Raw genomic sequence first — 13,221 nt, 5'->3', positions numbered from 1 at the left:
TATATCAATACGCTATTCAAGCGCTGCGGCACCGCCGACGATCTCGGTGATCTCTTGAGTGATCGCAGCTTGACGAGCTCGATTGTATTTCAATGTTAAATCATCGATGAGAGCAGATGCATTGTCTGTTGCTGAACTCATTGCCGTCATACGTGCACCGAATTCACTCGCTTTTGCATCAAGCAACGCGCCGAAAATAAGGCTTTCTGCATATTGTGGCAATAAACGTTCTAAAATGGCTTGCTCAGACGGTTCATATTCATAAGCGCTTGTATTTGTACCTTCTCCAACATCTGTTAGCGGCAAGAGCTTCATTTCTGTTACTTCTTGTGTAATCGGGCTAACAAAATGATTGTACCAGACGTATAGCTCATCAAAAACTTCATCGGCAAACATTTCAACTGTTGTTTTAGCAATATTTTTAATATCGTTAAACTCTGGTTGATCAGGAAGTCCGATAACCTCTTGGATGATTGGCAAATTACGCTTTTTGAATAAGTCACGCCCAATACGACCCATGACGACAATTCCATACTCATCTGGTGATTTGTGACGTTGTTTAATCGTTGTAAGAAGCGAGCGGACAAGACTAGCGTTGTAACCACCAGCTAATCCACGGTCAGACGTAATGACAATATAACCTGTCTTCTTTACTGGACGCTCTTGAAGCATCGGATGAGAAACTTCTGTCCCAGAAGACGCAATACTTGCCACAACCTCACGAATTTTATCCGTATAAGGTAAGAAAGACTGTGCATTTTGCTGTGCACGATTTAGCTTGGCAGCTGAAACCATTTGCATCGCCTTTGTAATCTGCTTTGTCTTCTTAGTCGACGTAATTCGCCCTTTTATATCTCGCAATGAAGCCATTTTCTTTCACCACCTTTTCGCAAAACTAGCAGAGGATATTCAAAAGCTCGATTTTCACAGCTGTTAGAATCGCTCTTTCTGAATACGCACTACTGGGCATTAGTTGCTAGATACGTTAAATCCTTTTTTGAATTCCTCAATTGTCTCCTTGAGCTCATCCTCATCTGGAAGGTTTCCAGTTGTACGGATATGGTCAAGTAAATGCTTCTTATTGTGGTCAAAGAATGTAAACATTTCTGACTCAAAACGAAGAACGTCTTGAACTGGGATATCATCTAAGAATCCTTTTGTTAACGCATAAATAATTGCAACTTGCTTCTCAACAGGTAGTGGTTGATGAAGGTCTTGCTTCAAGATTTCAACAGTACGCTGTCCACGATTTAATTTCGCTTGTGTCGCACGATCTAAGTCTGAACCAAATTGAGCAAATGCCTCAAGTTCACGATAAGCTGCTAAATCAAGACGCAATGTTCCAGCAACCTTCTTCATTGCTTTAATTTGCGCTGAACCACCAACACGAGATACAGATAGACCTGCGTTAACCGCTGGACGAACACCTGAATAGAACAAATCAGATTGTAAGAAGATTTGTCCATCTGTGATGGAAATAACGTTCGTTGGGATATAAGCTGATACGTCACCTGCTTGCGTTTCGATGAAAGGAAGTGCAGTAATTGAACCGCCACCCTTTGCATCACTTAGCTTTGCAGCACGTTCAAGTAAACGGGAGTGTAGGTAGAATACATCCCCTGGGAATGCCTCACGACCTGGAGGACGACGTAGCAATAGGGAAAGCTCACGATAAGCAGATGCTTGTTTTGATAAGTCATCATAGATAACAAGTACGTGCTTGCCGTTGTACATGAATTCTTCACCCATTGATACCCCTGCATAAGGTGCTAAGAAGAGCATCGGTGCTGGGTCAGATGCACTTGCAGAAACGATAATCGTATAATCAAGTGCTCCGCGTTGACGAAGTGTTTCAACAACACCTGCAACTGTTGAATCTTTCTGACCAATAGCAACATAAATACAAATCATATCTTGGTCTTTTTGGTTAATAATCGTATCAATCGCAATCGCCGTTTTACCTGTTTGACGGTCACCGATGATTAATTCACGTTGTCCACGACCAATTGGAACCATTGTGTCAATTGACTTGATACCTGTTTGTAGTGGTTCATGAACTGATTTACGATCCATAACGCCTGGTGCTTTATATTCAATTGGACGAGTCTTAGAAGTCGCAATTGGACCTAGTCCGTCAATCGGTTGTCCAAGTGAATTGACTACACGACCAAGTAATTCTTCCCCTACTGGAACTTCCATGATGCGACCAGTACGTTTAACCTCGTCACCTTCACGAATTTCCTTGTAAGGACCTAAAATAATGATACCGATGTTATTCTCCTCAAGGTTCTGAGCCATCCCCATTACCCCGTTTGAGAATTCAAGAAGTTCACCAGCCATGACATTTTCAAGACCATGAGCAAGTGCGATACCGTCACCAACGCGGATAACTGTACCTACATCTTGTACTTGAACATCAGACTGAAAATTTTCAATCTGCTGTTTAATGAGAGAGCTAATTTCCTCTGGTTTGATGCTCATTTTCATTCACCCCTATCTTCTACTAGCGTGTACCGGCAATAAGTTGACGCTCCATACGATCGAGCTGCGCCTTCACACTACCGTCATAAATGCGATCTCCGATGCGAATCTTAATCCCACCAATGATCTCTGGATTCACTACATTTTTTACAACAAGCTGAGATTTCCCTACTTTTTTAGCAAAAACCATCGCAATTTGTTGTTGTTCTTGCTCTGATAATGGCTGTGCTGAATATACTAAAGCTTCTGCCTTATCTTGAGCTTCGTATGCTAATGCTTGAAATTTATTAATCATTGGAATAAGAATATCCATGCGTTTACGGTCAACGAGTAAATAGAACGTATGTAGGCTCGTTTCACTTAAAGTTTGACCAAAACTCTTTTGAATAAATTCTTGTTTTTGTGCATTTGTTACCTTTGGATGCGTTAAGAATTGTGTAAACTCTGGAGTCGACTGTGCAACTTCCTTCGCAACTTGTAGTTCTTGATTGACATCCTCTAGGATATTTTTTTCCTTCGCAAGCTGAAAAAGGGCATCTGCATAGCGATTAGCTATTGCTTGGTTGCTCATAGCTCCTCGCCTACCTCTTTAAGATACTCTTGTACAAGCTTCTCTTGTTCCTTTGCATCAAGTTCTTTTTCAATCACCTTTGTTGCAATAAGAACTGAAAGACTTGCTACTTGCTCACGAAGCGAAGCAACAGCTTGTTCCTTCTCACGTTGAATTTCTGCAAGTGCAGAATCTTTTACACGTTCAGCACTTTCTCTAGCTTGCTGGATAATATCTTGACCTTGTTGCTCACTAAGCTTTTTCGCCTGTGCAATAATTTCTTGTGCTTCAAGGCGCGCTTTCTCTAACTCTTTACGTTGCTCAACAACAAAGGCTTCAGCCTCTTTGCTTTTTTGTTCAGCTTGATCAATTTGTTCATTGACCATTTGCTCACGCTTTTCCATGATACCCATTAAAGGTTTAAGGGCAACTCGCTTAAGGAAATAGAGTAGTACTAGAAATGCAACTAATTGATAAAGTGCAGATCCCCAGTTAATATCAAAACCCACGTGGATTCACTCCTTTCTTGGATGTGAAAATTAAAAACGTATGTTTATTTTCATACATAAATAGTTCCATTTGTGTTCAAGTCTTGCATACAATGCTTTTTAGCTAGTGATACATAAGGAATGGCGCAGGTTCGAAGCCGAACACTGTCGCCATTTTATGTATACATTTCTCGCACAAGGCGAGTGTTAAATTATTGTTGGAATAACAATAGGAAAGAAATAACGATCGCGATGATCGGCACGGCTTCCGCAAGAGGTACACCAATGAACATAAGTGTTTGTAAAGTACCGCGAAGTTCTGGTTGACGAGTTACACCTTCAAGAGTTGCTTTAACGATAAGTGCTACTGCAATCGATCCACCTACTGCTGCTAAACCTGCTGCAATTGCAGCTCCTAGTAATGACATGATTTAATTTCCTCCTTAAATGTATAGGTATAAGTTTTTTATATAATGTCCTAAGAAAGGACGGTGTTAACGGTATTAATGATGTTCAACTTTATGCGCCATGTAAACCATTGCGAGCATGGCAAAAATGTACGCTTGCAATGTTCCAATAAACATACCAAATGCTTGCCACACAATAAGCGGCAGGAAAGCTCCAAAGAAGCCTACTAAACCTGAGGTCCCAAGACCAACAAGTAAAATCATTAGGATTTCTTTTGCATATACGTTACCGAATAGACGCATACCAAGCGTTAACGTATTTGCAAATTCTTCAATAATCTTAAATGGTAATAGAAATGGTACTGGTCGGACATAGTCCTTAAAGTACTCGCCCACACCTCTAATTTTAATCCCATAATAGTGGGTCATAACAACGACAAGTGCAGCCATCGTTAATGCTAAGAGTGGATCTGAAGTTGGTGATTTCCACCATACCTCATGCGTTCCTGGATTATAAATTTCGAACGGAATTCCTAACATATTCGCCACAAAGACATAAAATAAGAGCGTAAACGCAAGGGCGGTAAACTGTCCACCCACTTTCCAGTCCATATTCGCCTTAATAATTCCGCGAATGAAATCAACTGCCCATTCAAGGAAATTTTGCAGACCAGTTGGTCGCATTGCGAGCTGACGAGTCCCAAAATAGCAAAGCAAGAACACGATTAAGCATGTAACAGTTGTCATTAGAACTGTAGACATGTTAAAACTCAGCCCCATAAACTTCCATATAGGTGCTATGTGATCCATTTGTTTCACCTCTTTCTAACAAATTGAACAAGCATATCTGCCATAATAATGGCATAAATCAGGGCAAACCCTGTAATGACTGAAATTAAATGTAGTTGATCTGGGAAGTTAAGTGCCAGCCATACACACGTAATGGCCATAGTGATTCGAATCACTACACCAAAGCCAGCAATAAAAAAAGAAAATAATGAGTAGTTCTTTACCTTCGTCGCAATATCTCCAACCGCCTTTGCTTTTTGAAAGGTTGTCCAAAGATTAAAAAAACTAAAGGCAAGTCCAACAATAAGACCGAGGAATTGCGGTTTGAACGGGCTAATAAGATAGCCTATAACAAAGAGCAAAATAAAAGTTGTTACAACAATTGCATAATGTTTCATTTTTCCTTCAAGTGAAGTCATTGCTCTTTACCGTCTCCTAGAAAAGGTTTGACAGATTTATAGACACCGTAAAACCCTGTGAAAAGTCCCAACAAAAGACAGCTGATTAGGAAAAATGGTTTGGCACCAAACTGATTACCGAGCCATAACCCAGTGAAAACACCACCTACAGCCCCTCCAACAACATAGGAAGAAATGATAGAAACCAATGCCATAGCGCGCCATGGACTTCGTTTTCCATCCGACATATAATCGTCTCCCCTCAACCTTTTGCTGAGCTTCAAAATCCTTACTTCTACATATGTAACCCTTATCATTATATCCTTTGTAATCGTACAATAGGGATACCCTTGTGTCAATGCGTTTTCTGACATATTCCGTTTAGATTATCTCACATAGTTTCTAAGTTCACATAACTGTCAAAAAAAATGTAAAAAAACCCTGCTTTATAACCTTTCATCATAAAGCAGGGATCAAGCATTAGTTGATTCCTTGATTTTCTGGAGGTAACACCTCACCGATCGTAATCCATGATTCAATTGTGTCTTCTTTTCCTTCTTGGCTGGCATACACTAATGCTTTATACGTTCCATCTGGCAAATCAAGATCCTTCCATTCTCCGCCGACCATTCCACGACCAATATTATGCTTTACATCGAGGAAGCGAATAAATTCAAAGGTGTCTGGATCATATAGGGCTATCCCCATTTCATCTGCTCCTCCTGGTAGATAAAGCTCATAGCGATATTCTCCAGGAGCATCACCATGCCCAAAATTAAAGGCCATGACACGAGGGTAATCTGGTTCTTCGATAAAGAAAACATATGGAACAACGATCTGTTCCTCCCCTCCATCAATCACAATATCACCATGATGAATTCCTTCATCTAATACAGCAGGAAAGAGATCTAAGCGAATGGTCATTTCCTTACTTTCGCCAGGTTCCAACCTTGTCGCAAATGGTACTTCCCATTGCAAGCCATCAGGTGCTGCAAAGGGTGGCACTACATGATATGTGCGAGTCCTTTGATCGTGATTTTCAATCGTGAAAGATACCTCTCTTATTTCCCTAGGGTCATTTTTCGACCATTTCCCAAACGTTAAAGCTCCTGGATAGGCTAGCGTTGTCGCATCGAGCGCTTTATCAATTTGCAAGCGTCCCGCCCCTTGTTCATATGGTAGGTAAGGCTCGCCATCATCTTTCACTAGCTTTTTAGCGGTATTCATTAGTGCCGCTTTAATTTGTTCTGGCGTCCAATCAGGATGAGCTTGTTTTATTAAAGCCGCAGCACCTGCTACGTGCGGAGCTGACATGCTCGTACCATTTAAACCCAAGTATCCTTTTGGCACTGTACTATCAATTGCAATCCCTGGAGCAACCAAGTCAGGCTTTACCTCCCACGTTTGTGTAACAGGGCCCCTTGAACTAAATGGCGCAATATAGTCTTCTTCATTTCGGTAAATCGTTCGAATAAATAGGTCATCTTTTGCAAGGTCAAGCTGTTCCTTCAGCCAATCTCCATCTTCTTTTGAAATACTAACAACCGGTAATTTCACACCAATCTCAGCTGCTCCGACAAAATCACCCGGTAAATTATTGTAAATAATCGCTGCCGTTGCTCCCGCTTCATATGCCAGTTTTGCCTTTTCTGAAAACGGAATAAGTCCCCTTTTTATGAGTACAATTTGACCATCTGCATTCACATTTTCCCAATCTTTTTCCACGCCGTATCCTACATCCATTAAAGCAAAGTCTCTTTTTAACGACCACGGCAACGTTCCTCCAATCGGAAACAATGTGACTTCACGATCTTGTCCAGCAACCGTCACATAGGGTGTCTTAATTGGTGGGGCCGATGCACCAACAGAAATCGCTTTTGTTGATGTACCAGGTGAGCCTACTGTCCACATTTCTGGTCCGCTATTTCCATTAGAAGTAACAGCAACAATTCCTTCTTCAACAGCACGATCAAGCGCAATACTCGTCGGCCAATCAGGCCCGTTAACTGTATTTCCTAAAGAAAGATTAATTACATCAGCCCCGTCCTCGATTGCTTTCTCAATGGCTTCAATAACTTGCTCTGTTGTCCCCTGCCCCCCTGGACCAAGTGCTCTATATGCATATAAACTAGCTTCTGGAGCAACACCTTTTACTTTTCCATTCGCTGCAATAATTCCAGCTACATGTGTACCATGCAAAGTTGGTGGACCTTGCGACGCAATCGTTTCCATCGGGTCATGGTCATAGTCGATCACATCATAGCCACCTTTGTAATTACGCTTTAAATCAGGATGACGATAATCAATCCCTGTATCAATGACTGCCACCTTCACACCTTTACCCGTCAGACGTTCGCCATTTCGATCGAGCATGCCTCTAACATCATCCCCTCCCACGAACGGTACGCTACCATCAAGGTTCGCCTTATAGTTCACTACTTTATCGACTCGTTCAATTTGATTTAGCGTTTTAAGCATTTCCACTTCGCTTTCCATTAATTCCATAGAAAAGCCGTTCAACGCCCTTGTAAACGTTTTTCTTATCTCCGAATGAGGGATTAGGGTTGTCACTTCTTCGACAGCACTTTCTATATCTCCAGTGGCTGTTACAATGACAATGACCTTTTGATCCTTGTCCATTTTACTTACTGGAATATCAGGATACGTCGCAGCTGTTACATTCAAGCTAAAACTTGCGCTACTGATAATCGCTATAATCCATAACACCACAAATACCTTTCTCATCTAAATCTCCCCCGCCATAGGTACATATGTATGTAGTATGAACAAGTCGACAAAAAAACATGTATCTTCACTTATCGTTTAGCTATGTCCGGCTAATTAACAGCTAATCAGCATAAAGTGATCTCAGTCTACAAAAAAAAGACTGTCGAGAATACGTTCTCAACAGCCAAAACCCCATTCAGGATGCTTTATTATGGAAGAAATGTCTCTGGTCTTGTTTCCTTATAACCGAAGTGATACAGTAACGCTTCAACAATTCTTGCCGAAGCTTGTCCGTCACCATAAGGGTTTGATGCTTTCGCCATCTTTTCGTACGCTTCTTTGCTTGTTAGTAACTCATGAGCCAATCTAAATATTTCATCCTCGTCTGTTCCCACTAATTTAAGTGTGCCAGCCTCAATTCCTTCTGGCCTCTCTGTTGTGTCACGAAGAACGAGTACAGGAGTGCCAAGTGAAGGAGCTTCCTCTTGGACCCCACCTGAATCAGTTAGGATGATTTCCGCTCTTTGGGCAAAGTTGTGAAAATCAACAACACCAAGAGGTTCAATAAGATGAACACGATCATGCTGACCAAGAATCTCTTGTGCAATTTCGCGAACAGCTGGGTTTAGATGAACAGGGTAAATAACATGCACATCTGCATGCTCTTCAACGAGTCGATATACTGCTCGGAAAATATTTTTCATCGGTTCTCCGAGGTTTTCTCGACGGTGAGCTGTCAACAATACCATACGCTGCCCATGGATTTTTTCTAAAATTTCATGGTGGTAGTCTTCGCTGACCGTTGTGCTAAGGGCATCAATGGCCGTGTTTCCTGTTATAAAAATAGAATCCTCTTTTTTATTTTCAGCGATTAAGTGCTCAGCGGCCTGTTGTGTTGGTGCAAAATGAAGGTCCGTTAACACGCCTGTCAATTGACGATTTGCCTCTTCTGGGAAAGGAGAATATTTATTAAACGTTCTTAGTCCCGCTTCTACATGACCAATAGCAATTTGATTATAAAAAGCAGCTAAGCTTGCTACAAATGTTGTTGTCGTATCTCCGTGAACGAGAACAACATCTGGCTGCAATTCTTTCATCGTTTGATCTAAACCAAGCAAAGCATTTGTCGTTACATCCGCAAGAGTTTGCCTAGCTTTCATGATATTTAAGTCAAAATCTGGTTCAACCCCGAAAATAGTCAACACTTGGTCGAGCATTTCACGATGCTGCCCAGTAACAGCTACAAAAGAATCAATTACATCCGGATGCTTTTTGAGCTCCAAAACAAGCGGAGACATTTTGATCGCTTCTGGTCTTGTTCCAAATACGGTTAATACCTTTAACTTTTTTTCCATTAGCTTATCCCCCAGTTGATGTAACTATTTCGTTCCAAACAAACGATCACCAGCATCGCCTAGACCTGGTACAATATATCCTTTTTCATTAAGCTTCTCATCAAGCGCAGCCAAATAAATATCAACGTCAGGATGCTCTTCCTTCACAATTTCGACGCCTTCTGGAGCGGCAACTAGACACATAAGCTTGATTGATTTCGCACCACGCTTCTTTAAGCTATTAATGGCCTCAACTGCAGATCCTCCTGTCGCAAGCATTGGATCGATGACAATAAACTCACGCTCTTCCACATCTGTAGGAAGCTTAACATAATATTCAACTGGCTTAAGTGTTTCAGGATCACGGTATAAGCCAACATGCCCTACTTTAGCCGCAGGAATCATACGTAAAATTCCGTCTACCATTCCAAGACCCGCACGTAAAATTGGGACAAGGCCTAATTTTTTACCAGCGATTAGCTTGGAATTAGCTTGTCCAACTGGTGTTTCAACCGTTACATCTTTCAACGGTAGGTCGCGCGTAATTTCAAAAGCCATTAATCCTGCAACCTCATCAACTAGCTCACGGAATTCCTTTGTCCCTGTTGATTTATCACGGATATACGTTAGTTTATGCTGAATTAAGGGGTGATCGAATACGAATACTTTGCTCATTACATTTTAGCTCCTTTTTTCTTCATACTTCATTCTTGAAGATGACTGTCTTTGCTCTTTGAAAATTCTACATAAAAAGCGAACCCCATTCAAGCCTAAGTAGCGAAATTACGTGAATTTTACTCAAATCCATTGAACAAAACACGAAGATACAGGCCAATTTCAGGCAGTTAGTCATGATTCTGCCCTCGTGACTGCTTTATCGACGTTTTTTGAGATATATCGATGAATTTTCAATTTTATCGACGATTTGGATTGTTTTATCGACGATTTTTCAAATATATCGACGTTTCGACACAATGCGACAATTCTCACTCTCATGCGAGTGGTTGGCCAAGTTTCCATACAAAAAAGCTGGACCAAAGTCCAGCTTTTCCTTATCCTAAATGAGGATACATTGGGAATTTCGCTGTTAATGCTGCAACGCGAGTGCGCACTTCTTCCAACTTCTCTTCATTCTCAACGTTTTTAAGTGTTGTTGCAATTAGAGAACCGATTTCATCCATCGCTTGTTCGTCAAGTCCTCTAGCTGTCACTGCCGCTGTACCAACACGAATACCGCTTGTTACAAATGGGCTTTCTGGATCGAATGGAATTGTGTTCTTGTTTGTTGTAATACCCACTTCATCTAACGCCTTCTCTGCTACTTTACCAGTTAGGCCAAGTGAACGAAGATCTAAAAGTAGTAAGTGGTTATCTGTACCGCCAGAAACGAGGTCAATTCCTTCGCTTTTAAGCTTCTCAGCTAGGCGTTTTGCATTTGTAATAATAGCTTGTCCATAAGTCTTGAATTCAGGAGCTAACGCTTCACCAAATGCAACAGCTTTTGCTGCGATGACGTGCATAAGCGGGCCACCTTGAATACCAGGGAAAATCGATTTATCAAGCTTCTTACCAAAGTCTTCATCATGACATAAGATCATTCCACCACGTGGTCCACGAAGCGTCTTATGTGTTGTTGTTGTAACAAAATGAGCATGTGGCACTGGGTTTGGATGTAAGCCAACCGCTACAAGACCAGCGATATGTGCCATATCAACCATTAGATATGCGCCTACTTCATCGGCAATTTCACGGAATTTCGCGAAATCGATTTCTCGTGGGTAAGCACTTGCACCTGCTACAATTAACTTTGGCTTGTGTTCTTTCGCAAGCTCACGAACGACATCATAATCAATGCGTTGTGTTTCTTTGTCAACTCCGTACGCAACAAAGTTGTATTGAACACCGCTGAAGTTAACTGGGCTACCATGAGTAAGGTGTCCACCATGTGATAGATCCATACCAAGAACCGTATCACCTGTATCTAAAATCGTAAAATATACAGCCATGTTTGCTTGTGCACCTGAGTGAGGCTGCACATTGACGTATTTTGCACCGAAAATCTCTTTCGCACGATCACGCGCAAGATCTTCGACAATATCAACATATTCACAACCGCCATAGTAACGACGGCCCGGATAACCTTCTGCATATTTGTTTGTTAAAACAGAACCTTGAGCCTCCATCACTGCTGGGCTAACAAAGTTTTCAGATGCAATTAGCTCGATCTTGTCACGTTGACGACCTAGCTCTTGCCCGATAGCTTCAAATACTTTTGGATCTTGATTTTGTAAAGACATTATTATTCCCCTTCCATCGCTCAACTTTCGGAATTAAACTTCACAACAAACTCTCTTTTTCTATCTTATCACATATTGATCTTTATTTCCGTACGAAATTATCTAAAATTCAATTTTTATTCATGTTCAGCTGTAATGGAAATTTAATCCATCGTATAAACAGCACGTACTCCACCAATTAACTTCGGGCGTGTAAGTGCCATCGTCAAATGAGCAGCACCAATTGATTTAACCGTGCTCCTAATTGGTATCGCCACTTTTTTTAGATGCATTCCTATTAGAGTATCACCAATATCGATACCTGCTTCACAGGTAATTTCTTCAACGAGCACAGGATCGCTTAGTTGGCTAAAGGCGTACGTTGCCATTGCACCACCCGCTTTTCGAACAGGAATTGCCGAGACGATCTCACAGCCGCGTTCTTTTGCTGTCGCTCGTTCCACAACAAGAGCCCTATTCAAATGCTCACAACATTGAAATGCCAACTGAACACCTGTTTGTTTCTGTTGATTGCTAAGCGCCGTATATATAGCTTCTGCCACTTCATGAGAGCCATTTGAGCCAATGTTTGAACCGATTACTTCACTGGTGCTTGTCCCAACAACGAGGAGAATCTCTTCTGTGAGTGGCATGGCTTGATCCAAGTCACTTAATGCTTGTTGTACCTGCTGTTCAATCATTTCTGTTGTCAGATCCATAATGGCCTCCTTGCTCTTACGCTTCGTATTTTGAGATCTTACTAACACGACGCTCGTGACGCCCGCCTTCAAATTCCGTCGTTAACCAGACACTCGCAATTTCCCGGGCAAGTCCTGCTCCAATTACACGCTCTCCCATCGCCAGGACGTTACTGTCATTATGTTGACGCGTTGCCTTTGCACTGAACGTATCATGAACGAGTGCACAGCGAATGCCCTTCACCTTATTCGCAGCAATTGACATGCCAATCCCAGTACCACAAATTAATATGCCGCGATCATACTCTCCGCTCGCAACCTTTTCAGCTACAGGGAGTGCGTAATCTGGGTAATCAACAGATGTATCACATTCGCATCCGAAATCATCATACTCGATCCCCATTTCATCCATTAACTGCTTTATTTCCTCGCGAATGGTTACACCACCATGATCTGAACCAATTGCTATTTTCACACGTATCACTCCACACGTTATATTTAAAATCTCCTCGTTAGTCTTCCCCTTTAACCAACTACTTGATTTTATCCCGATTAATTACTCTTGTTATGATTCAGCTAATTTACGCATTAATTCGTCTAGACAAGCTTCAATTTGCTCTGCTGTTTGCTGGTAAGCTTCAATCGGTCCACCAAACGGATCTACTATATCCTTGTCTTCAGTATTGGGATCAATAAACTCTTTTAAAGTGAAAGTATGTTCACTCATTTCTGGAAATAAGAGTTGAATCATATTTTTATGAGCATACGTCATCGTTAACACAACATCAGCCCACTCAAGTAATTCTTGTGACACCGACTGCGATTGATGATCATGTCCAATACCTTTTTCAGCTAAAACGGTTCTCGTCCCTTCGGAAGCAGGACTGTTAGGAAACGCTTGTACACCAGCTGACTTCACTTCAATATCTTCTTGGGTACGTGAACGCAATAACGCCTCAGCCATTGGACTTCGACACGTATTTCCTGTGCAGACAAATAACACTTTTTTTATCGCCATGACTAACTTCCTTTCCATCTTTTAAAGCTAGAACATTTACTTCCTTTTATCATAT

General features: G+C 41.5%; 15 protein-coding genes. All 15 read right to left on the bottom strand.

Features of this window, described 5'->3' with window-relative positions; translation table 11 throughout:
* Window positions 1-12: 12 nt before the first annotated feature.
* Complete coding sequence (atpG, locus tag IQ10_RS01045; protein WP_144448625.1) at window positions 13-870, bottom strand: ATP synthase F1 subunit gamma; 858 nt, start codon at window positions 868-870, stop codon at window positions 13-15.
* A 99-nt stretch (window positions 871-969) separates the two neighbouring features.
* Window positions 970-2,481, bottom strand: coding sequence for a F0F1 ATP synthase subunit alpha (gene atpA / locus IQ10_RS01040; protein ID WP_144448624.1), 1,512 nt, complete (start codon window positions 2,479-2,481; stop codon window positions 970-972).
* Window positions 2,482-2,503: 22 nt separating this feature from the next.
* On the bottom strand, window positions 2,504-3,052 hold the full coding sequence (locus IQ10_RS01035; RefSeq protein WP_144448623.1) for a F0F1 ATP synthase subunit delta: 549 nt from the start codon (window positions 3,050-3,052) through the stop codon (window positions 2,504-2,506).
* Complete coding sequence (gene atpF / locus IQ10_RS01030) at window positions 3,049-3,540, bottom strand: F0F1 ATP synthase subunit B (RefSeq protein ID WP_144448622.1); 492 nt, start codon at window positions 3,538-3,540, stop codon at window positions 3,049-3,051. The genes IQ10_RS01035 and atpF overlap by 4 nt, the downstream gene beginning before the upstream one ends.
* A gap of 191 nt (window positions 3,541-3,731) precedes the next feature.
* Window positions 3,732-3,947: a F0F1 ATP synthase subunit C gene (atpE, locus tag IQ10_RS01025; protein ID WP_144448621.1), complete on the bottom strand. Its 216-nt coding sequence runs from the start codon at window positions 3,945-3,947 to the stop codon at window positions 3,732-3,734.
* 75 nt (window positions 3,948-4,022) lie between these two features.
* Window positions 4,023-4,736 (bottom strand): F0F1 ATP synthase subunit A, encoded by a 714-nt coding sequence (atpB, locus tag IQ10_RS01020; protein WP_144448620.1) that lies wholly within the window; start codon window positions 4,734-4,736, stop codon window positions 4,023-4,025.
* 5 nt (window positions 4,737-4,741) lie between these two features.
* A complete protein-coding gene (locus IQ10_RS01015; RefSeq protein ID WP_144448619.1) occupies window positions 4,742-5,134 on the bottom strand; it encodes an ATP synthase subunit I in 393 nt (130 codons plus the stop codon).
* Complete coding sequence (locus tag IQ10_RS01010; protein ID WP_144448618.1) at window positions 5,131-5,361, bottom strand: AtpZ/AtpI family protein; 231 nt, start codon at window positions 5,359-5,361, stop codon at window positions 5,131-5,133. The genes IQ10_RS01015 and IQ10_RS01010 overlap by 4 nt, the downstream gene beginning before the upstream one ends.
* Window positions 5,362-5,593: 232 nt before the next feature.
* Window positions 5,594-7,858 (bottom strand): S8 family serine peptidase, encoded by a 2,265-nt coding sequence (locus IQ10_RS01005; protein ID WP_144448617.1) that lies wholly within the window; start codon window positions 7,856-7,858, stop codon window positions 5,594-5,596.
* A 191-nt stretch (window positions 7,859-8,049) separates the two neighbouring features.
* Complete coding sequence (wecB, locus tag IQ10_RS01000; RefSeq protein WP_144448616.1) at window positions 8,050-9,195, bottom strand: non-hydrolyzing UDP-N-acetylglucosamine 2-epimerase; 1,146 nt, start codon at window positions 9,193-9,195, stop codon at window positions 8,050-8,052.
* A 24-nt stretch (window positions 9,196-9,219) separates the two neighbouring features.
* Window positions 9,220-9,849: a uracil phosphoribosyltransferase gene (upp, locus tag IQ10_RS00995; protein WP_144448615.1), complete on the bottom strand. Its 630-nt coding sequence runs from the start codon at window positions 9,847-9,849 to the stop codon at window positions 9,220-9,222.
* Window positions 9,850-10,226: 377 nt separating this feature from the next.
* On the bottom strand, window positions 10,227-11,471 hold the full coding sequence (glyA, locus tag IQ10_RS00990) for a serine hydroxymethyltransferase (protein WP_144448614.1): 1,245 nt from the start codon (window positions 11,469-11,471) through the stop codon (window positions 10,227-10,229).
* 143 nt (window positions 11,472-11,614) lie between these two features.
* Entirely contained in the window at window positions 11,615-12,169 is a 555-nt protein-coding gene (locus IQ10_RS00985; protein WP_144448613.1) for a TIGR01440 family protein, read from the bottom strand.
* 16 nt (window positions 12,170-12,185) lie between these two features.
* Window positions 12,186-12,623, bottom strand: a complete 438-nt coding sequence (gene rpiB / locus IQ10_RS00980) for a ribose 5-phosphate isomerase B (protein WP_144448612.1) — start codon at window positions 12,621-12,623, stop codon at window positions 12,186-12,188.
* A gap of 90 nt (window positions 12,624-12,713) precedes the next feature.
* A complete protein-coding gene (locus IQ10_RS00975) occupies window positions 12,714-13,166 on the bottom strand; it encodes a low molecular weight protein arginine phosphatase (RefSeq protein WP_199757363.1) in 453 nt (150 codons plus the stop codon).
* Window positions 13,167-13,221 lie beyond the last annotated feature (55 nt).

It is taken from the genome of Halalkalibacter nanhaiisediminis (assembly GCF_007830185.1).
Lineage (GTDB): Bacteria > Bacillota > Bacilli > Bacillales > Bacillaceae_D > Halalkalibacter > Halalkalibacter nanhaiisediminis.
This window is presented reverse-complemented; position numbering and strand designations above follow the sequence as displayed.

What these genes read in the sequence shown, in the direction of transcription:
- atpG (WP_144448625.1), bottom strand. Translation starts at nt 870, where the DNA reads ATGGCTTCATTGCGAGATATAAAAGGGCGAATTACGTCGACTAAGAAG.
- atpA (WP_144448624.1), bottom strand. Translation starts at nt 2,481, where the DNA reads ATGAGCATCAAACCAGAGGAAATTAGCTCTCTCATTAAACAGCAGATT.
- IQ10_RS01035 (WP_144448623.1), bottom strand. Translation starts at nt 3,052, where the DNA reads ATGAGCAACCAAGCAATAGCTAATCGCTATGCAGATGCCCTTTTTCAG.
- atpE (WP_144448621.1), bottom strand. Translation starts at nt 3,947, where the DNA reads ATGTCATTACTAGGAGCTGCAATTGCAGCAGGTTTAGCAGCAGTAGGT.
- atpB (WP_144448620.1), bottom strand. Translation starts at nt 4,736, where the DNA reads ATGGATCACATAGCACCTATATGGAAGTTTATGGGGCTGAGTTTTAAC.
- IQ10_RS01015 (WP_144448619.1), bottom strand. Translation starts at nt 5,134, where the DNA reads ATGACTTCACTTGAAGGAAAAATGAAACATTATGCAATTGTTGTAACA.
- IQ10_RS01010 (WP_144448618.1), bottom strand. Translation starts at nt 5,361, where the DNA reads ATGTCGGATGGAAAACGAAGTCCATGGCGCGCTATGGCATTGGTTTCT.
- IQ10_RS01005 (WP_144448617.1), bottom strand. Translation starts at nt 7,858, where the DNA reads ATGAGAAAGGTATTTGTGGTGTTATGGATTATAGCGATTATCAGTAGC.
- wecB (WP_144448616.1), bottom strand. Translation starts at nt 9,195, where the DNA reads ATGGAAAAAAAGTTAAAGGTATTAACCGTATTTGGAACAAGACCAGAA.
- upp (WP_144448615.1), bottom strand. Translation starts at nt 9,849, where the DNA reads ATGAGCAAAGTATTCGTATTCGATCACCCCTTAATTCAGCATAAACTA.
- glyA (WP_144448614.1), bottom strand. Translation starts at nt 11,471, where the DNA reads ATGTCTTTACAAAATCAAGATCCAAAAGTATTTGAAGCTATCGGGCAA.
- IQ10_RS00985 (WP_144448613.1), bottom strand. Translation starts at nt 12,169, where the DNA reads ATGGATCTGACAACAGAAATGATTGAACAGCAGGTACAACAAGCATTA.
- IQ10_RS00975 (WP_199757363.1), bottom strand. Translation starts at nt 13,166, where the DNA reads ATGGCGATAAAAAAAGTGTTATTTGTCTGCACAGGAAATACGTGTCGA.